At 61.1% G+C, this 23,951-nt stretch carries 20 protein-coding genes and 1 pseudogene; 18 read left to right on the forward strand and 3 right to left on the reverse strand.

Annotated elements, in window-relative coordinates:
• Positions 1-115: 115 nt before the first annotated feature.
• From OKW28_RS16210 to OKW28_RS16235, 6 genes are all read left to right on the forward strand, one after another.
• Complete coding sequence (locus OKW28_RS16210) at positions 116-3,094, forward strand: molybdopterin-dependent oxidoreductase (protein ID WP_429447246.1); 2,979 nt, start codon at positions 116-118, stop codon at positions 3,092-3,094.
• A gap of 10 nt (positions 3,095-3,104) precedes the next feature.
• Positions 3,105-3,971, forward strand: coding sequence for a 4Fe-4S dicluster domain-containing protein (locus OKW28_RS16215; RefSeq protein WP_429447248.1), 867 nt, complete (start codon positions 3,105-3,107; stop codon positions 3,969-3,971).
• A gap of 413 nt (positions 3,972-4,384) precedes the next feature.
• Entirely contained in the window at positions 4,385-5,041 is a 657-nt protein-coding gene (locus tag OKW28_RS16220; RefSeq protein WP_429447250.1) for a TetR/AcrR family transcriptional regulator, read from the forward strand.
• 903 nt (positions 5,042-5,944) lie between these two features.
• A complete protein-coding gene (locus OKW28_RS16225) occupies positions 5,945-6,778 on the forward strand; it encodes a MinD/ParA family ATP-binding protein (protein WP_429448728.1) in 834 nt (277 codons plus the stop codon).
• A 252-nt stretch (positions 6,779-7,030) separates the two neighbouring features.
• Positions 7,031-7,393, forward strand: coding sequence for a DUF3331 domain-containing protein (locus OKW28_RS16230; RefSeq protein ID WP_429448729.1), 363 nt, complete (start codon positions 7,031-7,033; stop codon positions 7,391-7,393).
• A gap of 230 nt (positions 7,394-7,623) precedes the next feature.
• Entirely contained in the window at positions 7,624-8,541 is a 918-nt protein-coding gene (locus OKW28_RS16235) for a LysR family transcriptional regulator (RefSeq protein ID WP_429447252.1), read from the forward strand.
• Between the two features lie 347 nt (positions 8,542-8,888).
• On the opposite strand, the gene OKW28_RS16240 is transcribed toward OKW28_RS16235, so the two are convergent.
• Positions 8,889-9,143, reverse strand: coding sequence for a hypothetical protein (locus tag OKW28_RS16240; protein WP_429447254.1), 255 nt, complete (start codon positions 9,141-9,143; stop codon positions 8,889-8,891).
• Entirely contained in the window at positions 9,101-9,331 is a 231-nt protein-coding gene (locus OKW28_RS16245; RefSeq protein WP_429447256.1) for a hypothetical protein, read from the reverse strand. The genes OKW28_RS16240 and OKW28_RS16245 overlap by 43 nt, the downstream gene beginning before the upstream one ends.
• Positions 9,332-9,815: 484 nt before the next feature.
• Here OKW28_RS16245 and OKW28_RS16250 point away from each other — a divergent pair, with 484 nt between their 5' ends.
• The 4 genes and pseudogenes from OKW28_RS16250 (at position 9,816) to OKW28_RS16265 (ending at position 17,288) form a co-directional block, all read left to right on the forward strand.
• Complete coding sequence (locus OKW28_RS16250) at positions 9,816-12,167, forward strand: DUF3141 domain-containing protein (protein WP_429447258.1); 2,352 nt, start codon at positions 9,816-9,818, stop codon at positions 12,165-12,167.
• A gap of 24 nt (positions 12,168-12,191) precedes the next feature.
• Positions 12,192-12,875: pseudogene (locus tag OKW28_RS16255) on the forward strand (acetate/propionate family kinase); the annotation flags it as partial.
• 49 nt (positions 12,876-12,924) lie between these two features.
• Entirely contained in the window at positions 12,925-13,665 is a 741-nt protein-coding gene (locus tag OKW28_RS16260; protein WP_429447260.1) for an SDR family oxidoreductase, read from the forward strand.
• A 1,070-nt stretch (positions 13,666-14,735) separates the two neighbouring features.
• Positions 14,736-17,288, forward strand: a complete 2,553-nt coding sequence (locus OKW28_RS16265) for a DUF3772 domain-containing protein (RefSeq protein ID WP_429447262.1) — start codon at positions 14,736-14,738, stop codon at positions 17,286-17,288.
• A 67-nt stretch (positions 17,289-17,355) separates the two neighbouring features.
• Here the strand turns inward: OKW28_RS16265 and OKW28_RS16270 are convergent, their stop codons facing one another.
• Positions 17,356-17,733 (reverse strand): hypothetical protein, encoded by a 378-nt coding sequence (locus OKW28_RS16270; protein WP_429447264.1) that lies wholly within the window; start codon positions 17,731-17,733, stop codon positions 17,356-17,358.
• Positions 17,734-18,378: 645 nt separating this feature from the next.
• Here OKW28_RS16270 and OKW28_RS16275 point away from each other — a divergent pair.
• The 8 genes from OKW28_RS16275 (at position 18,379) to OKW28_RS16310 (ending at position 23,909) form a co-directional block, all read left to right on the forward strand.
• Entirely contained in the window at positions 18,379-18,693 is a 315-nt protein-coding gene (locus OKW28_RS16275; protein WP_429447268.1) for a DUF4148 domain-containing protein, read from the forward strand.
• A 638-nt stretch (positions 18,694-19,331) separates the two neighbouring features.
• A complete protein-coding gene (locus OKW28_RS16280; protein ID WP_429447270.1) occupies positions 19,332-19,892 on the forward strand; it encodes a hypothetical protein in 561 nt (186 codons plus the stop codon).
• A gap of 371 nt (positions 19,893-20,263) precedes the next feature.
• On the forward strand, positions 20,264-20,710 hold the full coding sequence (locus tag OKW28_RS16285; RefSeq protein WP_429447272.1) for a hypothetical protein: 447 nt from the start codon (positions 20,264-20,266) through the stop codon (positions 20,708-20,710).
• Positions 20,711-20,923: 213 nt separating this feature from the next.
• Positions 20,924-21,325: a site-specific integrase gene (locus tag OKW28_RS16290; protein ID WP_429447274.1), complete on the forward strand. Its 402-nt coding sequence runs from the start codon at positions 20,924-20,926 to the stop codon at positions 21,323-21,325.
• Positions 21,326-22,105: 780 nt separating this feature from the next.
• Entirely contained in the window at positions 22,106-22,228 is a 123-nt protein-coding gene (locus tag OKW28_RS16295; RefSeq protein WP_429447276.1) for a hypothetical protein, read from the forward strand.
• Between the two features lie 71 nt (positions 22,229-22,299).
• Positions 22,300-22,911 (forward strand): recombinase family protein, encoded by a 612-nt coding sequence (locus OKW28_RS16300; RefSeq protein WP_429447278.1) that lies wholly within the window; start codon positions 22,300-22,302, stop codon positions 22,909-22,911.
• A gap of 265 nt (positions 22,912-23,176) precedes the next feature.
• On the forward strand, positions 23,177-23,434 hold the full coding sequence (locus OKW28_RS16305; RefSeq protein ID WP_429447280.1) for a hypothetical protein: 258 nt from the start codon (positions 23,177-23,179) through the stop codon (positions 23,432-23,434).
• Between the two features lie 265 nt (positions 23,435-23,699).
• Positions 23,700-23,909 carry a hypothetical protein gene (locus OKW28_RS16310; RefSeq protein ID WP_429447282.1) on the forward strand — a complete coding sequence of 70 codons (210 nt, stop codon included), beginning with the start codon at positions 23,700-23,702 and terminating at the stop codon, positions 23,907-23,909.
• The last annotated feature ends 42 nt before the right edge of the window (positions 23,910-23,951 follow it).

Below are 23,951 nucleotides of genomic sequence, written 5' to 3' on the forward strand. Positions count from 1 at the left end.
AGATTTGAATGCCCATCGAAGAGATCGACTACGTTATTTTTCGCGCCCCGGGCCTGGCTGCGGTCCGCGACGTCATGCCACCGCTAGCGCACCCCGCTTCCCTTTGGATCGAACAATGAAACGACAGGTCCTCAAGACTATTCTTTTTGCTTTGCCCAAGGCTCTTGAGCTGACGGCACGCCGCTTTCCCGCTTATCGTGATCGTCTGACGGAGCGCGATCTCGTCGCCTGGATCGGACTCGCGGATCAAAGCATCGGTCGCGTCATCAGGTTAAGGAACGGACGTGTTCGGTCCAGCGCCGGCAGGCATCCGCGGCCCGACGTGAGCATGGTCTTCAAGGACGTCGCCACCGCCCTGAAGTTCCTTTCTCCCAATCCGGACCAAGGCGAAATCATCCACGCTGCCAAGAACTTCAAGGTGGTCACCGAGGGCGAGGACGAACTGTTGGTTTGGCTAATGCAGACCCTGAGCATGATGCGGACCGTCGGCCTGCCGATGGGCACGCCTTTGCGCGACGGCGCCCGCCGCTACACCACCTGCACCAACGGCGGGCCTCTGTTCGTCTACGTCAAGGATGGCCGCGTCGTTCGGGTGACGCCCATCGAGCTGGACAGCACGGATGCGCCAAGTTATGTGATCGAGGCGCGCGGCCGCCGTTTCAGCCCGCCACGGCGTGGCCTGGTCGCGCCCCACGCGTTGACGCTCAAGTCGCTGGTCTATTCCGACAAGCGCATCCTTCACCCCATGAAGCGGGTCGACTTCGACCCTGACGGCGAACGCAATCCCCAGAACCGGGGCAAATCCGGCTATGTGCGTATCAGTTGGGACGAGGCCCTGGACATTGTCGCCAGGGAAATCAACCGGCAGAAGCGCGTTCACGGTCCCGGTTCCATCACCTTCCCGATGTCGTCCCATCACCAGTGGGGCAACGTGGGTTACTACCTCAGCGCGCTGACGCGCTTTGCCAACCTGATCGGCTTTACCCGGGTCGCGGCCAATCCGGATAGCTGGGAAGGCTGGTACTGGGGTGCCATGCATCATTTCGGCAACTCGATGCGCGTCGGCGTGCCATCCGGCTATGGTGGCGTCGAGGATTGCCTGAAGGAAGCCGACATGATCGTGTTCTGGTCCTGCGACCCCGAAAGTACCAACGGGGCCTATGCGGGATTCGAGGGGACTCCGCGGCGCCTGTGGGCCAAGGAACTCGGCATTGAGTTCGTTCATATCGACCCGCACTGCAACCCCACGGCGCAGTTGCTGGGCGGGCGCTGGATTCCGGTCCGACCGCAAACCGATGCTGCTCTCGCCACCGCCATCATGTACGTGTGGGCCGTGGAGGGCTTGTACGACGAGGATTACATCGCCACCCGCACGACCGGTTTCGACGAGTGGAGGGCCTATCTTCTGGGCGAATCCGACGGCGTTCCCAAGACGCCCGAGTGGCAGGAGGGCGAAACGGGCGTGCCCGCCAAGGACGTCCGTGCGCTTGCGCGCCGATGGGGGAACAGGAAGGTCCATCTCGCGGTCGGGATGACCGGCGCGGGATTCGGCGGCGCGGGCCGCGGCGCGACCGGAGCGCAATGGGCGCGCTGCATGATCATGATGATGGCGATGCAGGGCTGGGGCAAACCGGGGGTCAATTTCGGCTGCCTTGAAGCCGGGGTGCCCCACGACCTCCATTTCTATTTTCCCGGCTACGCGGACGGCGGCATATCCGGCGACCTGGCGTGGACCGCCAATGCGGTGAACAATTACCAGCGCATGCCGCACATTCTGTCCATGAATCCGGTCAAGCAAATGGTCCCGCGGCAGCAACTGCCCGACGCCATCATCAACGGCCATGCGACGGGCTACCTCTGGGACGGCATGTCCCAGGAAGCCCAGTTCGCGCCGTTCAGCTACCCCATGCCCGGATATTCGCCGATCCACATGATCTACCGCTACGGCGGGTCCGCCTTCAGCACGGTGACGAATTCCGGACGCTGGGCTGAAGCCTACCGGCACCCGAGCATCGAGTTCGTGGTCAACCAGTCGATCTGGATGGAGGGCGAGGCCCAGTTCGCCGACATCATCCTGCCGGCGTGCACCGCGCTGGAGCGCTGGGACATCGGCGAATGGGCGAATTCCGGCGGCTACGCCCATCATGGGTTTAGCACGGTCAATCATCGCGTGATGACGCTGCAGCACAAGTGCATCGAGCCTTTGGGCGAATCCCGTTCCGACTACGACATCTTCACTGCCATCCTGACCCGGCTGGGCCTTGGCGGGGTGTTCACCGAGGGATGCAGCGAGCTGGACTGGGTCAAGCGGGTCTTCGACTCGTCGGATCTGCCCGATCGCATTTCGTGGCGCGAGTTCTGCCGCAAGGGCTATTTCGTCGTGCCGCCCGAAAAGCCCGAGTTGCGCCATCCGGTGGACATGCGCTGGTTCGCGGAGGGACGGCGCAAGGACCTGCAGGAACCCCATCCGCTGCCGTCCCAGTTCGCCGAAAAATTCGGCATGGGCCTGCAGACGCCGAGCGGCAAGCTGGAGTTCGTGCCCGAGCTGCTGAAGCGGCACACTGCGGACAATCCCGAGCGGCCGCCGCTCAACCGCTATATCCCCTCGTGGGAGGGGCGGCGCTCGGACCTGGCTCAGCGCTATCCGCTGCAGCTGATCGCCACCCACAGCCGTTACAGCTTCCATACCCATTGTGACGGCAAGAACTCCTCGGTCAACAGTGTTGAGGATCATCGCGCGCTGATTGGCGGGCACCGCTTCTGGCTGCTGAGGCTTGATCCGGCCGACGCGGCTTTTCGAGGCATTGCCCATCGCGACCTCGTCAAGGTGTACAACGACCGCGGCGCGGTGATCTGCGCGGCCGACGTCTCGGCGCTGGTCACCGCGGGAGTGGTCAAGTCGTACGAGGCGAGCGCCGAGTTTCAAATGATCGAAATAGATGGCGAGCGAGTCGAGATAGGCGGTTGTATGAACGTGCTCACGCCCGATCGGCCGCAAACCGCCGGAACCAGCAGTATGAGCCCGAACTCCTGCCTGGTGCAGGTCGAGAAGTGGCGAAGCGCCGAGGCGTTCGTGCTCGGTCGCGCAGCGTGAGGACTACAGAATGAGCAAGTTGAACCTGGTTATCAAAGTCGGGCGTTGCGAGAACTGCCAGAACTGCGTCATTGCCGCGCGGGACGAGCACGTCGGCAACGACTTCCCCGGTTATGCCGCGCCCGCCGCCGCCAATGCCGACAGCCCCATCCGGATCCTGCGCCGCGTCCAGGGCGACTCGCATATGGTCGAAACCACGTATCTGCCGGTCATGTGCAACCACTGCGACGAAGCGCCTTGCATGCGGGTGGGCGGCGACGCCATTCGCAAGCGCGCCGACGGCGTCGTCATCATCGATCCGGACAAGGCGCGGGGCCGGAAGGACATCGTGAAGTCCTGCCCGTACAAGGCGATCGTCTGGAACGATGAGTTGCAACTGCCGCAGACCTGGATCTTCGATGCCCATCTGCTCGACCAGGGCTGGCCGCAGCCGCGTTGCCAGCAGTCGTGCCCCACCGACGTCTTCGAGACGGTCAGGCTCGATGACGCTGCGATGGCCGAGAAGGCCCAGCGCGAGGGGCTCAAGGTCTTGCGGCCTAACCTGGGCACGAAACCGCGCGTGTGGTACAGCGGCCTCGAACGCTGGGAAACCTGCTTCATCGGCGGAAGTGTCAGCGCGCGGATGGGAGATGTGGTCGAGTGCGTCACGGATGCGGCGGTCGCCCTGTACCTCGGCAATCAGAAGATGGCCGAAACCGTCTCGGACGGCTTCGGCGATTTCCGGTTCGGCGGTCTGGCCAAAGGAAGTGGCATGTACCGGGTCGAAATCCGTCATGCCCTCGGCAGCGCCTGGCGCAAATGCGAATTAGGGGGCGAGAGCGTTTACCTGGGCGAGGTCAGCCTCGCACAGTCGACAAACGGTATGGACGTCGCGTGATCATGGGCACCGCAACGAAGCTGCTTGGCATGAGACGGGCGGACCGCTCACGCTTCAGGATGGGCGACGTATGCAGTCGCCGGCCGACTCAAGGCCGCACGCTATCGCCCGAAGATCGTCCAACCGGACGAAGGAGCTCATGACGTCCCCGCGAAGCGCGCCTCTGCGCTTTTCCAAAGGGCTTTGGATGCCTTGGTCCGGAATACCAGTGCGCGGTATGACGGTTCCGATTTCCTCTCACGTGTGCCAGATTTCGTTAACTTTGTTGACAACAAAATCAGATATGAGTCTAATGTCACATAAACCGCGAGGCGGCCTGATCGGGCGTCGACGGATCATTGCGAAACCCGTCATCTGACAAGCATGCCGATCTGGCGGCACCGCAGATGTCGGCCTGACCGGTACTTTATGCCATGAAGCGGGAACGCCTGACACGGGCACAGCGCAGAGAGCAGACGCGCGAATGCCTGCTTGAGGCTGCGCGGAAGATGTTCATTAAAAAGGGATTCGCCGCGACGAGCGTGGAGGACATCGCTGAGGCGGCTGGCTATACGCGCGGCGCGTTCTACTCAAACTTCGGCGGCAAGCCGGATCTGCTGATCAGGTTGTTGCGCCGCGACGACGATAGGGCGCGGACGAATCTCCTGACGATGATGGAGAAGGGCGGCACGCCCGATGAAATGAAGGACCGCGCCATCGCGTACTACAGCCAATCTTTTGTTGAACACGATTGCTTTCCACTTTGGGTCGAGGCCCAGTTGCTCGCGTGCCGGGACACCCCGTTTCGGGAGCGCATTAACGCCTTCCGGCAGGAGAAGCTGGAACAGATCAGCGTGTACATCCGCATGTTTTCGGCGCGCAACGGCAGGCCGTTGCCCCTGCAGGCCGAGGCTCTCGCGGTTGGCCTGGTGAGCCTGTGCGAGGGCGTGCAGTTCTTCAGGATGTGCAGTCCGCAAACGGTGAGCGACAAGGTGCTTCAGACAGTGCTTGCCGGATTTTTTTCGTGCGTGTTGTCGCGACAGCCGGAAGAAACAGTCTACGACAATCATCGCCTGGACGTACCCGCCTGAACCGTGAAAGTCAGAGGGCTACTGCGTACGAGGGCCAGTTCCGCTACGAAGGCCTGACACGATAAAGGTGAAGCGGCAACCGCTCGGGCAAGGGACTGTCCCGAGAGAACATGCCGGTCTCTAGCGGTTCGCGCGGATCTTGATGTATTTCAAGCTGTTAAAGACGATGGCCATGAATTACGACCACACGAATTCCCTAAATACCACGGTCGGGAGCAGCACAAATGACCGGAATGAACCGGGTTCGGTGTCGAACCACCTCGTCGAGGCAACCAGTACCCATTACAGCAAGGAACTGGGCATGGGCGCACCATAGCGACTCATATGACAGGATGGACTGGCACAGCCCAATTCCCGCGGCAGCCCCTTCCGAGTGAACGCGGCATGGCGGCGCCGAGCTGTCGCCAAGGCGACGCAACCGCTCGATAAGTTACCGCGGGCATCAGTCGGAGGCATCGACAGGTGCCACTCCACCCCCCGCTCGCCACAACAGCACATTGGCCGCACCTCAAGCGCCTTCGGCTGTTGATCGAGACGACCCGAAAGACACGGCGTCAAGCCTTGCTGTAGCCGGCTAGACGTACCGCTACCTCCACTTTCAGGCAGCGCACAGCATTTCAATTCCCGACGTGCAAGAAAGAACCGGATGAGCTCGGGGCCAACCCGCCGTTCGCGCTTTTTGAATCTGTCACTCATATCTGACACGCGAACCATATATGATTGCATTGTCAGTAGTGACGCGAAGGCGTACAATTCACGCGTCGATGAAACGTGCGATCCGAAAGTCGTTATGACTGACGGCGCGCGGGTCGTCAACGCTACTCGTGATGGGCGCGGCGGTCTCGATACGTGGGGGAATCAGTGAAGGATACAGTCTCCGGACAGGCGCTCGGGTTGCGCCAGATGTTCGCCAAAAGTGCTACGCGTGTGGTCGCTGTCACAGGCGGCTCGAAAGGAGTCGGCCGTACGGCTGCCGTTGTCAACCTCGCGATGGCGCTGACCAGACAGGGTATGGACGTGCTGGTGGTGGACGAATGTCCTGGCGCGCGGTCGGCGAGCACAATGCTTCAAGACATTCACGCCGCAGGCGTGTTCGCTCCCGCGATACATCGCAACTTGCCGCGCGTGCTGGCCGTTGACCGTGGTCGACGTCAGTTCCACTCGACTGGCACAGGCCATACGGATCACGAAAACTTCGCTGGCCTGCAGTACGACGCGGTGCTCACGAGCCCGCCGAACATCGTGCTGATTGACGCCGCGCTTGCTGGCAACGGCGCGTTTTCACCGCTTGCGTTGCAAGCCCACCACGTCATCGTCGTCATGCAGCTGTCGGCCGCTGCAGTAGCAGACACTTACGTTTGCATGAAGCGCCTGCGTCTCGCACAGGGCATCGAGGAATTCCGCATCATTGTGAATCTGTTCGATGGTGAAGCGGACACTCACGCGCTGCTGGAAAATCTCGGAGCCATTGCCCGCGATTATCTGGCTGTCTCGGTTCTCAAGGCAGGCTGCATCTCAATCGATCCGTGTATCGCGCAAGCGGCAGAGCTTTCGCGCTGTGTCGTCGATGCATTTCCTGGGTCCCCGGCGGCGAGCGATTTTGCACGCGTTGCTGCCGATATGCAGTCCTGGTCGAGGCGGCCCGCAGCGTCCTGGCTGCCACCTGCGACAACGCACATGGCGGCACGGGGGCAGCGCACGCATAGGACTTTGGGCCCGGCAGCAGCATACCGGTAAAGCCTCGAAGAACGATCTCCCCGACCCAGGGGACTTGCCGGGGTCACGGTGTTTTTCGGGTAGGCGCGGTTCGTGAAAGCGTGACTATGGTCGCAGGGGCAAAGACATCAAAAAGGTCTTTGCCGACGCAATCGGACCGGTAATTACCGACGGAAGAGAGCAGCTATGGTGGGCAGCGCTCACGCGAAGCGCACGCGTTCGAGCTTGCACAGAGGGAGCCGGGTTATGAATCGCGCTGTTGATCCGTGGAGTATGACCGTCACAAGGCTTGGCGATTGGAGACTTAACGAACGAGCCACTGCGCATGGATCTGCCTTGAACGGTTCCTCTGTTCGACAGTCGATCGCTTCGACCGATAAGCCAATCATACGGGTACTCGACCAACCGACCGCGCAAACACTGATCGTTTCATGGTGCGATGTGCGCTCCGGACACTATGGATACCAGACATGGTGCGAAGTCGTCGCGCGGGTGCCAGGCATCTGTGCGCTGACCGGTCGGCTAATCGAAGTCGGAGATGCCATCTACAGGCCGCGCCTCACTGGGCCCACACCGGCTAATGCTCACGCAATGATCTGTGCGAGAAGCGTTAGCCTGATAGAACAGCCGATCTGATGTGATTCGGTTCTCTGGTGTCTTTACGGCAGAATGCTCAGCGCTTTCATGTGCGGCGGTGACACCAGGCGCATCCACGCGCGTCAGGCGTGACCGGACAGTACCCCTGGTCGCGGTTGCACGGCATTGGACTATGTTCCACAGCGTGCGGTGCGGTACAGGTCCACGAACAGGACTGGTATCCAAAGGATATCCACACAAGTCGTCAGATAGCAGATGGGACGTTAACCATGGAATACATTGAAAGCTTGCGCCTGTTCCGGACTATTGTCGAAGTCAAACACTTCAGACGTGCCGGGGAAATGATGGATCTCTCGCCATCGGTCGTTTCGCGGGCGATCTCATCGCTGGAAGAGCGCCTGGGCACGCGACTTTTCCATCGCTCGACCCGACAGTTTTCGCTGACGGAAGCCGCGGAGCGCTTTTACGATGGATGTTGTCGCATCCTGGATGACCTTGATTGCCTGGAAGCCAGTGCGGCGGGCCACGGTCGACTGCCGGCGGGCGTACTGCGACTGGTCGCACATACGACCACCGCATTGACGTGGCTCGCACCGCTGATTGCGTCCTTTAAACGCAAGCATCCGAACGTCACCCTGGATATCACATTGACCGAGCGGCCCGTGGACCTGACGGCCGACGGTTACGATCTGGGTATCGTCCTGCCTTTCATGCTGGCGACGGATCTGGCTGTGACGCGGCTGCTCCAGCGGTTGCCGCTGGTCATTGTCACAACGGAAGCTTATCTGGGCAGGCGTCCTCGGCCCCGGCATCCGGCTGAGCTGGCCGACCATGTGTTCGTCACGGTCCCTCCTTCGATGCACAAACCATGCGTCACCTTTCGAATGGATCAGGAAAACATCGCGGTCCCGATCAGCTACGAAATTGCGTCGAACAATCCCATATTCAATCGCGACATCGTACTCGAAGGATTCGGTATTGGTCTGCTTCCAATCGCCCTTGTTGAGGAGGACATAAAGGCCGGACGGCTCGTTCGTCTGCTGGAAGACTTCGAGATCGCCGATACTGTGGCCGAGGTCCGCCTGGCATACATCGGACGCGCACTGTTGCCCGCGAAAGTCAGGGCGTTTATCGACCATACCGCGGAGTTCTTCGAACAGGGCATGGGACCTTCCGCTGCTGGTTAGGTGGCGCCGCATTGCTGCCGCATGTGGTCGAAGCATGAAAGAAACGCCTGCGTGCGACGTGTGCTGCGATAGGGGGCGTTTGACGAAAGGGGCGACAAAGTACGTTAAGGCAACAAGGGCTTCCCCATTGAGCGCAAGCACAAATGTGGTTTTCTGTTGTTGCCATGCTGCCTTGCCGGCGTCGCCTGAGAAGGTGAAGGACTGCTGTACTACAACGGCGTGGTTCGAAAAGCGCCGATTTTTGGTAACACGGACGAACTGAGCCGCACCGCTCGTGGAGGGCGGTGTGTTGATTTGTGGTGAGTATCCCGATGGATTTGGAGGTCTTGGGTATCGACCTCCCGCGCTCAGACTTGCCGCGGTTGAAGCGGTCCGAGTCCCAGCATCGTGAGCCAGTGCGGGTGGTCCCGCCCCGTCATCAACTCACACGGAATTTTGCCTTGACGCTCGGTCCGGCGGCTGCGCACGAAGCGCCGATGATTCAGGAAGAAGCGCAGTAGGTCGAGGTAAGGGGCGCCCAGATGGCGACGCAGCGTGAAATAGTTGCGCAAGCGCGAGTTCAGATTTTCGACGAGCGCGCTGCTGCGCGGCGTGTGGGCCATGGCCTCGGACACCGCGGCCAGCACGGCGTGGAACTGGCGAACGCGAGCAGGTCATCGCGCTGGTTCTGCAGCGCGATGCGCACCGGGCGGATGCGGCGCGCATCCAGCGCTTCGAGCACGCCCAATTCCTCGACGATGAAGTCGAACAGCGCTTGCCGCGTGGCGAGTTGCGGACCCGCCAGCGACACGATGTCATGACTGAGCCACTGGGCCAGCGTGCGGATGTCGCAGGCTAACTGATGCGCCTGCGCTTCCGTCGGACGTGCCCGCCTCGGCTGGGCAGCGAAGCCGCCGGCGCGCCCCCGCGAGCGGGGCTGGTTGAGGCTTGGCTTGTAGCTTCTCGCGCCGCGACCGGGCGCCCCTGACGAAGTTGCCCAGCGTGTTGGTCAGTCCTTCGCACTGGCGCTGGATGTTTCGTGACGGCGCCCGATAGTTTTCCCGGGCAGTTTTCCCACGCTGCGGCGAAACGACGCGATCCGCTGAACTCAACCGTCGTGTCATCGACTGGATTTATAATGATCATATCGTCATAAATGACATATATGTCATATGACGGATTGTTTGTGCTTGGTGCTGCCCGTAATCCAGTCGGCATCTAAGCTTCTCTGCAACCAGGCAACGGAATGAGCGGTTGTGCCGGGTTAAGTCGCTTCGCTTAAGGAGATTCATGAGATGGACCAGGTTACCCAGCTGACACGCAATCACGAGATCGCATTGAAAATCCTGCGCCTGTTGCACAATCGCCTGGAAGAGGCCCGGCAACGGTTCGGGCAGAGGACGAGCGACGCAATCAAGGGGGGCGACGGCACGTCCGCGCTCACCATTCCCAACCTGGCGCAGTTCACACCATGGGGTGCCTGGCACTATACGGCCGATTTCGCGCAGCGCTCCGTCCTGTTCTGGGATGCCTTGCGTCAACGCGGCAACGAGTTCATCGAGCGCAACAAGGCCGGGATCAAGCCGGCGTTGCATTTCGACTATGACGTAGTGCTCGACGCGAGGCACTTTGAGCGGCCCGTCAACTACGCTCTGCTGTCGATACGGCCGCCGGAGGGTGTCGTGGTCGACGTGAAGAAGCGCCCGTATCTGATCATCGATCCGCGCGCCGGGCACGGTCCCGGCATCGGGGGCTTCAAGGACGATTCGCAGGTCGGCGTTGCCCTGCGCGCCGGTCATCCCGTCTATTTCGTCGTGTTCTTCCAGGAGCCAGAGCCCGGCCAGACCCTGCTCGACGTGTGCGCGGCCGAGCAGCAGTTCGTACGGAAGGTGCGCGAACTGCATTCAGACAGCCCAAAGCCCGCGATCGTCGGAAATTGCCAGGGCGGCTGGGCCGCGATGATGCTTGCCAGTTCGTCGCCGGAAGACACCGGTCCCATCCTGGTCAACGGCGCGCCCATGTCTTACTGGAGCGGGGCGTGGAGCGAGAGCGAGGTGCCCAATCCAATGCGTTATGCCGGAGGCATTCTGGGCGGCACGTGGCTCTCGTCCCTGGCGGCCGATCTTGGCAACGGCAAGTTCGACGGCGCGCATCTCGTGAACAACTTCGAGTATTTGAACCCAGCCAACACGTTCTGGGACAAGTACTACAACGTGTTCGCCAACATCGATACGGAACCGGCGCGCTTTATCGAGTTCGAGCGGTGGTGGGGCAGCTACTACCTGATGAACCGGGAAGAGATCGAGTGGATCACCCGTAACCTCTTCATCGGCAACAAGCTGTGGTCCGGCGAAGTGTCCGACCCGTCGGGCAAATCCTTCGATCTGCGCGCCATCCGCTCGCCCATCATCCTTTTCGCATCGATGGGCGACAACATCACGCCGCCGCAACAGGCGTTCAACTGGGTCGCTGACATGTACAGCAGCACCGAGGAGATCAAGGCGCGCGGCCAGGTCATCGTCGCCCTGACGCACGAGGACGTCGGCCATCTCGGCATCTTTGTTTCCGGCAAGGTGGCGAAGAAGGAATACACGCAAATCTTCAACGTGCTGCAGACAATCGAGACGCTCGCGCCGGGCCTCTACGGCATGTCGATCAAGGAGGGAAAGGGCGCAGACGGCAAAACGGAATACGAGGTCTCGCTCACCGAACACCGGCTGGAAGAAGCCGTCGAGCATTTCAACGAGTTGCGGCGCGAGGACGAAAAGCCGTTCAAGGCCGTGGCGGTTGTGTCGGAGTTTAACCAGCTAGCCTACGAGCTGTTCGTTCAACCCTTTGTGCAGCATGCGTCGAACGAGATGACCGCACGGTTGCTGCGCGATTTTCATCCGTTGCGTCTCCAGCGCTGGGCATTCTCGGACCTGAATCCGTGGGTGGCCGCGCTGCGTCCGATAGCCGATGCTGTCAGAGCCAGCCGGCAGCCCTCGAGCGACCTCGAACCCTGGCGCAAGGTGGAGCAGCGCGGCTCAGAACTGATCAGCGCCTCGCTCGATCAGCTCCGGGCGGTAAGAGACGCCAGCATTGAAGCACTGTTCTTCTCCATCTACGCGAATCTTTTCGCAATGTACGACCCGGACCGCCTCGGCGAGCATGGGGCCGGCACGTCCGCCGCCGCCGATCCTCGCAGCCTGCCGTTCGTCCAGGCGGCGCTCGCCTCGCTGAGGCAGGGCGGCTACAACGAGGCGGTCGCGCGCACCGCGTTCCTGCTCGCGCCAAAGGGCGAGCCGCTGCCGCTATCGCGCATCGAGACAGTCAAGCAACTGGTCGATGAATATGCCGACGACCTGCCGCATTTGCCTCCTGCCGACTGGCGGCGCATTCGCGGGGAGCAGGAACTCATCGCGACTTTTGAGCCGCAACAGGCTATCCAGACGTTGCCCGATCTGCTCGCCAGCCCGGAAGACCGAAACCGGCTCCTGACCTTGCTCGACAAGCTGCTGGCCGACCGGCGGGTGCTGCGCATCCCGCCGACACCCGCGCAGGAAGAGGCGCTGCGCGCCATCCGGTCAGTGCTCGGCGCGACAACCGCGCTCGAGTCGCAGCCCCAAAAGGCCCACGCACCGCGCGTTCGGGCCACGGCATCGTGAATGCCGCCAACCCGTCAGTGAGGGCTCCCGGCGGCAATCACGGACCTCGGCGTGCGCCGCTATGGCTTTCACGGGCTGTCGTACGAGTACATCGCCAGCGTGTTGCCCCACGTCGCACCCGGAGCAGCCGCCGGGCGCACTGTGGTTGCGCATCTCGGCAACGGCGCGAGCATGTGCGCCCTCGTGGCGGGCGCGAGCGTGGCCAGCTCGATGGGCTTTACTGCCCTTGATGGCCTCCCGATGGGCATCCGCTGCGGCAATCTCGATCCCGGCGTGGTGCTGTACCTGATGGAAGAACAGGGCATGGATGTGCGTGCTGTGGAGGTTCTCCTGTATCGCAAGTCTGGATTGCTCGGCGTATCGGGCGTCTCCGCGGACATGCGCACGCTGCTCGAAAGCGACGATCCTCGCGCCCGCTTCGCGGTCGATCTTTTCGTCTATCGCATCTCGCGCGAGCTGGGCTCGCTTGCCCGCCGCCATAGAAGGCATCGACGCGCTCGTGTTTACCGGCGGCATAGGCGAGCACGCGGCGGCGGTCCGCGAGGCTGTCGTGCAGCGAGCGAAGTGGCTCGGTGCTGAACTGGACGGCGCTGCTATCTCAAGGGCGGACCGCTCGTGACCACCGCTTCAAGCCGCATACCGGTGTGGGTCATTCCGACCAACGAAGAACTGATGATTGCGCGCCATACGCGCGCTGTCGTGCAGTAAAGCGATGTCAACGGAAAACAGCGGACAGGCAGGCCCACTGCTGAAGGGCATGAAGGCGCTCGTCACGGGCATAGCCAACGAACACTCAATTGCATACGGGTGCGCGAAGGCGTTTCGCGAACTCGGCGCTGACCTTGCGATTACGTATGCCACGGAAAAGACCAAAGCTTGGGTCGAGCCAATCGCGCAGGAATTGGATGCTCACATGCTCCTGCCGCTCGACGTCGCCGATGCGAACCAGCTCAACGCGGTGTTTGCCGAAATAGGCCAGCGTTGGGGACGCCTCGACATCGTGCTGCACTCGATTGCGTGGGCACCGAAGGACGACCTTCAGGGCGGGCTGTTGCACTGCTCGAGCGAGGGCTTCGCGCAAGCAATGGACATTTCGTGCCATTCCTTCGTGCATATGGCCGCGCTTGCCGCGCCCCTCATGGATAAAGGTGGCACGCTGCTCACCATGAGCTATCACGGCGCAAGCAAGGTCGTGCCGAACTATAGCGTCATGGGACCCGTGAAGGCCGCGCTCGAAGCGTGCGCGCGTTACCTCGCCCATGAACTGGGTCCGCAGGGCATCCGCCTTGCTTCGTCAGTCGCAGCGGCCGATTGGACTGGCGTCAATCAGAAGGCCTTGGTCGAAAATCGTGGACCTCGATCGCGACGAGAGTCGGAGCTGGCAATGGAGCATTGCCAACCGGCAGCGGCTTTACCGTCCTGCGAGTCGGTACCAGGAATCCATCGAATTCGCGAAAGTCCTCGCAGATGTGAGCGGCCCGCGCCCAGCGTCCGATAACCATGGCGGTGTAATCGATCCTGCAAAGGCGATGTTGCCTATCGAAATAGAAATCCTGGACCCGGCTGTGCGTTGGAATGTCGCTGGGAAAGGTCGCCCGGATTCTTGGCCATATCCCGGCCGAAGTCGCCAGTGGCGGAAGTTCTTTGAACGTAAAGCCGCCGCGCAAGAATAAGAAAGGTGCTGTCAGATAGTTCCAGAACGCGTAGGCGCCGAAATAGACAAAGTCGAGGTCGTCCCAGTAGATTTGCCGTCGCCAGCCACGAAATGCTGTTCGCGGTCCGTCGCGGCGAGCCAGGATAGCCCCGTCTCGCCCGACGACGCGAACAAGTTCCTCTCCTTGAAGTTCACTCGTTTCGCCAACATGCGGAAAATCGTTGAAAGCGAAGCGAGGCTCGTGTGTCGACGCGCGAACCTGCACTTGTCGCAGTATTGGCCGTCGCTTTGCGGTGAACAGAAGGCCGCAGGCGGAAACCGTCGCCTCGATCTCCGCCAGTTCGGCCCATCGCGCCGCACCGCCGTGCGCCTCAATCGCTGCTCGGATCGAATCCGGCAATGCGTTGCTCCGTTCCATGTCGATGCTCCCGATGCTCGTCATTTGCAACCAATTCGTGCAGGCGGCGATGGAATGCAAGCGCGCGTGGCTGAATGCAAGCACACTTGCCGATAATCCGAGCACGCGCGTTCCGTCAGCTGCAGCTATTTCGAGTCGGAAAACGGGTCGATCGCAAGCACGCCCGGTTTCAAACGCAAGTCGCTACACCCACGGATCCAGACGGTAACCGCCTACGGCCAATGTACGTCCCAAATAAATGGAAATGGTCGCCATCCGCCTGGCCGGTCATCCAGACGCCGTGGTAACCCTGAGCTCCGACCAGTAGCGGCCCCCATCGCACATCAGCGGGCCAAGCGCTGACCGTACACCCACCCTTCATATTTGCCGTATCGATCATATATGATATTATAATCACGTATGATTCATTAAGCTTGCTCTCCTATCGCAGTGCGGCTCCCTCATTTCACGCCCGGCCGCGACCGAATGCAACACCGCTTACATAGGTATCGCGTGCATGAGCCAGATCTCTCAAATGCATACTCTTCGCCGCGCTTCCGCCGCGCGACAAATAGTTGCAGTCATTTTTCACCTTATCGCGCTGACGATGTTCGGCCTGATTCCGGTTGTCTCCAACGCAGCGACGCTGCCGCCCCTTAGCATAGATGCTCCTGCTGATTCTTCGCCATCCATGGGCGCGGGCTCCGAGGCATTACAAAGGCTCGGTGCGCTTCAGGAAAAACAGGACCAGATCCGGCAGGGTGCTTCGACGGCAACAAGCGACGCGCAACTGTCCGGGCTGGACGCATTGAGCCGGCGCGTCGCCGAAGACGTCGACAGGCTGATAACCACGTCGCTGGAGCCCGATCGCGCGAAAACGCACGCCCAGCTCGACGTACTCGGAACAGCACCCGCTTCCGAATCCGCCGCGGAAACTCCCGCGGTCGCCCAACAGCGCAGCGTTCTCGCTGCTCAGCAATTGCAACTCGATGCCGAACTCAAGCAGGCGGCAACGATCAAGGAGAACCTTGCCAACCTGAGCGCCCAGATCACGCGACTGCTGCAAAACCATCTGAAAGATCAACTGGCCCTTCGTTCCGACAGCGTAGTCAGCGCCGCGTTCTGGGCGTCGGCGCTCCGCCCGGACACGGCTGACTATCAACGTCTGCGAGACTTCAATGCGCAGATCGACAGGCAGATTCAAACGACATGGCAACCGGGGCAGCGGGTTGCAACCGCCCTGCTTGTGCTGCTCGCCCTGGCCGTTGCAACGATTGGAACGCGGCTTCTTGACAGAGCATCAGAACGGTTCTGCCTACGCCGCCTTCCGGAAGGCCGGCTACGGCGCAGCGCGATGGCGATCTCGACCGTGTTCGCGTCTGTGGTGACCACCATATGTGCCGTTGATCTGCTCTACTTCGCGTTGACCCGTCAGCAGGCGCTGCCTCCTGCGCTGCAAGGCTTCGCGAGCGAAATCATCAAACATGTTGTGACTTGCGCGCTGGTCGCTGCTCTCGGCCGGGCATTGCTTTGCACACGACATCCGTCATGGCGGTTGCCGGCCATCGCGGATCCCGTCGCTCGCGCGCTACGCCCTTTCCCATGGACACTGGCCGCATTGCTGCTGTTTTCAGGAGCCATCGAGCAGATCAACCGGGCCGTCGACACCAGCGTGCAACTTACGCTCTTTACTCGCGGCGTGGTGGCGTTGGTGGTCGCTCTGACCATCGGGATGTCGCTTTTACGCGCAAACCGGGTACTCACTGCGCTCGCCGCTGCCGGAGAATCGCCTGAGGCGCGTTCTACCCTCGCTGGCATTATTCATGCCGCCGTCAGCCTTGCCGTCGGAGCTTCTCTGATTGCATTGCTCTGTGGTTATGTTTCGTTCGCGCGGTTCCTGACTTACGAACTGGTCTGGTTCGATCTCGTACTGAGCAGCGTTTATCTGCTGACGAAGCTCGCTCATGATGTTTGCGAAACCGTATTTTCGCCATGCCACGCCAGCGGCAAAACAATCAGGCATCTATTCGGCCTGCAAGATGTTCATCTCGAACAGGTGGCAACGGTACTCTCCGCCATTCTTCGCAGCGCATTGATGCTCGCCGCAGTCATCGCACTGCTAACGGGCGGCCTCGGGACAACGCCCCGAGATCTGGTCGATAGCATTCTCGACGTATTCGTTGGCGAGCGATTACATGCGCTCAATATTGTTCCCGCCCATATCTTCAGCGCTATCTTTACCTGTGCAGTCTGCCTGTATCTGGTTGGGCTCATGCGCAAATGGCTGGACGCCGAGTTTCTGCCCAAGACGCAAATGAGTTCGGGTATGCGCGCGTCGCTGGTGACGGTCTTCGCCAACGTCTGCTATGTCCTCGTCGCGCTGCAAACCTTGGCCGTACTCGGCGTGAAATGGCATAACCTGGCGTGGATCGTCAGCGCATTGTCGGTAGGCATCGGCTTTGGTCTGCAGGAAATCGTTAAAAACTTCATTTCCGGGCTGATATTGCTTGCTGAACGGCCGGTCAAAGTAGGCGACATGATCAGTATCACCGGCATTGAAGGCGATATCCGGCGCATCAGTGTACGTGCGACCGAAATACAGCTCGCAGACAGATCAACGGTGATCGTTCCGAATTCGCACCTGATTTCTCAGAATGTGCGCAACGTGACAATGGGAAACAAAACGCAGGGGGTTGTCACACTGGCCCTTACTTTTGCGCTGGACGTCGATCCGGAACAGGTGCGCGATGTTCTTCTGCAAGCTTATCTGGATCACCCATCGGTTCTCGATCGTCCCGCGCCATCGGTGATCTTTAGCCAGTTGACGCCTGACGGTATGACATTGACTGTTACCGGCTATGTCGGTAGCCCGAGAATCGCCGGGGATACCAGAAGCGATCTGCTATTTGCAGTCCTGAAGCGACTACGTGCTGCAGAAATACCGCTGTCGATCTCTCGAACCGTCGTAGTCCGAAGTATGAGCGATATCATCTCGAACCAGGAACCCACCGATCGCAATTCCGGTCCGGTAGAGCTCCGTGTCCTGTCTGCAATCAGCGAAAATAGATAGTCGTCGAAGTGATTTCTCGCGGTCATGGGACTGGTAAAAGCCGTTATCGGTGGCTTGCTGGCCCTCGTTACACCGGTGATCGCAGCTCTACGCTATCGCCCACGCGGAACCGCTTTCCGCCGGGCGAATCCAGCGAAACGCGTTCCCTGGTATAGGTTCCGTTCGCTTGCAGGCATTCCGAGTAACTGATAACTGTCATCCAGTCATAGACTTTTCCGTCCTGGATCAGTGCAGCGATGTTCTCTGCCATGCCACGCGGCGCACGAGCAGTCTGCTGCAGTACACCGTAATAACGGCACTTGCTGTCCGCTGACCGTAGCACCACGAAGCCGCCGACCTGATTCGTACCTGCGACGCTTTCAACCGTTGCGTTCATCGAGGAATCGCCGGCTGCATGCGAACTCGCTGCGAATAAAATCAGCAGCGCGGCAAACCACTTTTTCATTAAAGACTCCTATGGGTTAAAGGAAGGGTAGCGGCTTTGTATTTGCGACCAGGCGCTCGACTTCGAGCAGCGCGTCGCCGAGCACATCTATAGCCCCGCTTGCAGTGGATGCCGTAGCTGCGCTGCGCAACGCGTGCTGCACGATCTCGTGAATAACTTCAGTGTCCGATTGTCTGCGCTTGGACGTGAATCGTTGTGCTGGCTAATCCTTTGTAAATAACGGAGCCGGTATCCACCGCAAAACTGAGCACATGCTGTGTCGGATGTGGGTTGCAGTATAACGACAGCGCGTCGTTATTCGACGCGCGCAATTGTGAGTTGCCGTTTCATACATTCGCCGTCCGCTCGCAAATTACGCCGGTTGGGCGGCCGTCATCAAATGCACGCCGCAGCACGAGGGCTCCGCGCCCCGAGATCGCCGTTCGGTCCGGCGCCCTGTCGTTTCGCGACCGCTGCGCGCGGATAGATGCCTCTCGACGTTGCAAGCTCGGAAACAATGTATTGAAGAGAGCTATTTGTGATTAAACGATAAGAAAATGACGGACCTCAACGGAACGGGCACACGGGCTTCAAGGACCTTGCCTGGTCGTTGTTTCGTTAACCCGGCGTCTGTTGTTCCTGGCGCTCGAGACTGGAAGCTTCATCATGGCTAAAGCGTTCATGCCCGTTCTCACTGTCGTGTCAGTCATCGCTCTCCCCACGGGCACCTCTGCTCAGGGCAACGGTCCTCTGACGCGTGAGCTAGTGCACGAAGAAGTCATCCGACTGCAGCTAACGGGCTCTGACCACCCCAACGGTGACGCACACTATCCGGCGAACATCCACGCGGCCCTGGCGAGCGTGGCGGCTCAACAGCAGGCGTTCAGTGGGCACGGTGGCGTGAAACTGGGCTCCGCAGTTTCGGGGGTACCGGCAATGTCTCAGCTGGCCTCGTATCGTTCTATCTACAACGAAAGTTGATTGGACATCACGGCGGGGCAAGCCGCAGCCTTGTCTGGCTTTCCATAGCGACGTCGGCGTACCCCTCCGGACGCGAGGTTCAGCGGAAGGCGTAGATGTCGGGAATCTGCATTCGGGGTCGGCCGACCCCGGAATCACCAGGTTCGGCCACGCGGGGATTCACTTCAACCAGCACCAACGAGATTCCCTTTTTTGTCGCGCAGCGGAATTCGCCCAGGTTGAACCCGTTCGGTTTTTTGCGCCATGGCCTTACCGTTTTGCGCCGGATCGCGGCAGGCCCGCTTCATCGAATAGGAGAAAGTTTGTGAGATTCAGGATAGTTTTGCTTGCGCTGACCGCGACTACGGCCGTATGCCTGAATAGCACCGCGCAAGCGCATGTGAGGGTCGGTGTCCTTGTGGGTATCCCGCCCCCCATGATGATGGCGCCACCCGCCGTCGTCTACGCTGCGCCCGCCCCACTCGTCGTCCAGTCGGTCCAGCCAACCCCGAGCACCGTCTACGTCGAAAAAACGCAGACGAGTCCGCCGTCGGGTACCTGGTGGTATTGCCCGGTGACAAAAAAATATTACCCGTACGTGAAGGGGTGTTCGAGCGGCTGGGTGGAAGTGCCGGTGAGGCCAACCGGGCCGAAATGACATGAGCAAAATGAATTCCCTCTCTCTGGCAATGCGCACGAAACGGGGCGTATCCGCGCTAGTCACCGCCGCGGTCAGCCTGGGCTGCATCATCGCGCTCGACGGCTGTGCTGGCATGCCGACAGGTCCCACAGTGATGGCCCTGCCCGGCACCGGCAAGTCTTTCGATCAATTCCGCGCCGACGACGCGACGTGCCAGCAATTTGCTTCTCAGCAGACCGGCGGCGTGAGCACCCAACAGGCCGCAGCGACAGGCGCCCTCGGCGGTACGGTGGTCGGCACCGCGCTCGGCGCGGCGGCCGGTGCGGCGTTCAACGGCCGCCGCGGCGCAGCGGTCGGCGCAGGCGCAGGTCTGCTCGGCGGCAGCATGATCGGCGCCGGCATGGCGCAAAGCTCGGCCGCCAGCCTTCAACACCGCTACGACCAGGCGTACGTTCAGTGCATGTACGCAAATGGCGAACGTGTGCCGGTCCCGCGCAGCGCCGCCAATGTGTATCGGACGCACGACGAAGCGACGCCTCCGCCGCCGGCCTTTGATACGGCGCCTCCGCCAGGTTACTGAGCCAGGCACGCCGACCACGCTCGCGTTGTCGACGGGGAGCGAGCGCTTGAGCGCTTACTCCCGTCAGGTGGCCTGTGGAAAAGCCGAGAGTTGTTCTCTCATCCTGCACGACGACTCTTGCAGTACGAGCTTTCCGCTCAACCAGAGTCGGTCTGACACGGCAGAAGGGCAGGGCCGTCGTTCACGCCGCGGTCGCCTGTTGTGATTTGAGACAAACGGCTTGGCCGACGGCAACAATTCTTACTTCGAATGCGATCTTACATTCATACATGATATTTAAGTCATAGTTGACAAATCGGGCGTATTTGACTTAAATGATGGTTGTGCGACGACCGCAGATAGAAAGTCCGGATATCCGGCGGCCAACCCAGATGCTCACGAGTGCCCGGTCCGATCAGCCGTCGTATTTGCCCGGGCGTGTGACGCATGAACATTGGGCTGCTGTCTCGGCCAGCCGCAAGCACCTCGCGCTGGGAACGAAACTGAAGGAAAGGGCTATGAGGGTGGCAGCACATAGAGACCGATTCATAGGCAACGTCCTCGGCAGTTGGGTGATCGCCTGCTGTGCGATGGATGCAGTGTGCTACTTCCTGCCTGACACGCAGCAGCTAGCACCGCTGCCGTTGGTTTTTGAACTGGTGATGGCGACAGGCGTGGCGGCGTTGGCCGCACTGTTCGTGCCATCGCTATGCAGTCGTTTCGTGGCACGTCAGGCTGGCTTGCCCGGTCATGAGGGCACGCATTACGCGGCATGGTGTGGGCGTCTGGCCGGGCTGCTTTTCGGTGTATTGGGCGATATCGCGTTGCAGGGGATCTGAGAGAAGAGGTATAGAGGGTCGGCCGGGATTCGTGAATATCTGAAGCTTAAGATATTCACGATTACCCTCGACGGGAAATCAGGCGAAGCGCCATGCAGACGACGGCGCTACCGCCATTTTGCAGGCGGGATCGCGCGAGCCGAACCGGGTTGCAACGGTTCGCATCATCCTGCACTTTTCCTACCGGCCGTGGTGGCCGGTAAGGAGAAGTTCATGGCACAGTCTGAACTGACGTGCGGCAAGCAACGTACCGCGACGCGCGCACGTTCGATTTCGTGCGCGGCCGAATTCCTCAGCGAGTTTGACGCGTATCTGGGCACCGTCAAGGGCCTCGCAGAGGGCACCCGCCGGAAGTACGGCCGGTTTGTCCGAGGCTTCCAGGACGTCTGGTGCTGCGACGACCCACCGAATTGGCAAGACCTGTCAATCGAAGATCTCCGCGGATATCTGCACCGCGAACTTTCGAGCAAGAGGCGCCGACCATCGAATTCGCCAATCGTCGCGCTGCGCGCGATGCTGCGGTTTCTCACCGCGATGGGTCTTGTGCCGTCCGGTCTCGAGGAAGCACTACCTCGAATCCGAGATGGCGTCACGCGACGCTTCCAGCCAGCCTGACGAACGATGATGTGGAACAACTCATCAAGTGCGGGTCGACGCTGCTACGCTTCAGCCGCTGCGGAACACAGCAATCATATTGTTGCTCGCCAGGACCGGGATGCGGGCTGCTGAAGTCATGCACCTCGGTCCGGATGCGCAAAGCGAAGCGATGTTGTCACCGCATAATGCCCACAAGGGAAGGGCGTCAGCCCGGCCGCCGGTTGTCCGGCACGGGGAGCTTCGATGGTAGTAATAGAACGGATAACGATGACGATGCGCGAGCGGGACGAACACGCGTCAGTGGGCTGAAGTGATTCCCGCGCTCACGAACATGTTCGCCGCCGCGAAGACGCTGCGCAGCCGGCTTCAGTAAAGAGGCGAGCGAGCCGTCGCGTTCTTCGCGTCGGCTCGTATCTGCGGCCGCTCTGTCGCCGAGCATTGAGCAGGGCGCCACATGCCTTCCCGTCAGACGGATTCCGCGGTCATCCCCGATTGCGGTTCCCCGATTGCGGTTCCCCGACACGCGGCCGTCACTTGCCGCGCCTCCACCGCCCACGTAATGACAGTTCAATCGCGCCAATACCGACGCCAACCGTATTGGACGTTCAACGCGGTTGATACACTTTGAAAATTCCTCCACCGGGCTGCTTGCATCGCCAGCGGAAGCGTCATCGCCAGGCGCTTGCATGCCGGCGCCGCAACGCTCTGGCGCGGGCAGGACCGGGAACGCTGGTTGCGGGTTGATCACGATGGCCGCGGTTAGCCACGGTCACCCGCAATCTCACATAGGAGAGCGTCATGACTTTGGACAAGAACTCGAATCGTCAGCCGTCGAATCCGGCGCAGCCCGGCCGCGACAGCGGACAGCAGCAACAGAACCAGACTCCTCCGACGCATCAGGGCGGCCAGCGGCAGCCCTGAGCGCGATGAGTGACGGCGTGTCCAGGCGTCGTCGCTCGAAAAACCGGAACCCCGACGTAATAGCGCCGCTAATGGCGGATCGTGACTACGAAGGCGAAGTGGAAAAACTACACATCTATCTGTTCGGCGCGCACGATGCGGTTCGGCACGAGCAGGCGCTGATCCGGCTCGACAAGGCCGGCTACATGGTCACGCTCGCGCGGGTCGTGGTCGAAGATCTGCCGACCTATGCGCAGGCGCGCGACCGCCCCGAGCTGCAGAGTCTGATCCGACGACTCGCGCCGCGCGACACGCTCGTCGTGCTCGAGCTGGCCGCGCTGGGCTGCAACGCGCGCGACATCCTCGCCACCGTGATGCAGTGCCGGAAGGCCGGCGTGGCGCTGCGGTGCGTCGAAGTCGGCCATACCGATCTGGCCGGGCGCCCAGAGCCCTCGGCGGTGAAGGCATTGCGCGCGCTGGTGCGGCTCGACGCCGCGTGCCGCAGCCTGCGCAGCCGCGACAGTCTCGCGGCCGTTCGCGCGAGCGGCAAGCATACGGGCAGGCCGCCGTCGCTTTCCGAGCAGCAGCGTCAACGCGTGCTGCAATCGCTCGGCAGAGGACAGTCGGTCAGCGAGGTTGCGCGGCGCTTCGGCACGTCGCGTCAGACCGTGATGCGCATTCGCGCGGACACGCCAGCCGTGTAGAAATTGCGTGCCGGAGCCGTTTGCGTCACCTTCTTACCGCATCGCTGATCGTGCAGCCCGCGCGGCGCGTTTCGCACGACTCATCGCGTGAAACGCGCCATTCCGTTCTGACATGTGCGCAGATGCTCCTGTCCGTAACGTAACTGTTACGGTCAGGGGCATCTGCTTTGCTTTGAAAGTTCATACGTCTAACCTCAACGTACAACAAACCATATCAATGCCTGAGATCCGAATCCGAGGCGCGGCGCGATGCCGTGTGAACGCCATGAACGTAAAACGTCTGACTGTTTATGCAAGCCCGGGATCACTGCGAGTCGTCGAGGTCTGGAAAAGCCTGATCGAACATCGTGCGCAAGTGTGCGGCTGGTCCGCCCACGTGAACAACGCGGGCGGACGCGAGTCGCTGAGCGTCGATCTGGTCGATTGCCCTGCGGATCGCCTCGCGATTATCTCGGCCGCGTTGAGCTCGGGACCGATGACCGTGCTGGCGACCGACACTGAGTCGACCATCCGTTCCTCCTGAATGCGCAAGACCGCTGCGCCAGAGCTTTACCCTATGCCATAGCGCACTCGCCCTTCGCCGCACGGCTTTTGAGCGGCCTTCGTGGCACTGCTCCCCAAGCGGCCCTGGTGGCCGCTTCTTTTTTTGCGCGTCGCGAGACTTGCAAGGCCGCCCGCTTTCAACGGTATGGCGCGCGCCACGCCTGCTTACGCAAGCGTCGGAAATGAAACGCATTGAAGGGTAGATGCCTTGCTCGGTCGTCGGCAGCTCGATGAAGGAGAAGCCGATGTCCAACGATCGATCGACGAGCGCTCCGGATCGCGAGTCGCAAGCGGAAAACGACACGCCCGCGGACCACGTGTCGCAAACGCGCCGCAAGATGGTGCAAAGCGCCGCGGCTGGGCTGGCCGCCGTCTTCGCGGGCACCGCTGATCACGGGCGGCGATTCCGGCATCGGCCGCGCGGCGGCGACCGCGTTCGCGCGCGAGCTATGTGACGGGACAGGTGGATGGCGCGACGGGCGGCGAGGGGCCGCCGT

Source organism: Paraburkholderia sp. 40 (assembly GCF_050434105.1).
In the GTDB taxonomy this organism is placed as follows: Bacteria; Pseudomonadota; Gammaproteobacteria; order Burkholderiales; family Burkholderiaceae; genus Paraburkholderia; species Paraburkholderia tuberum.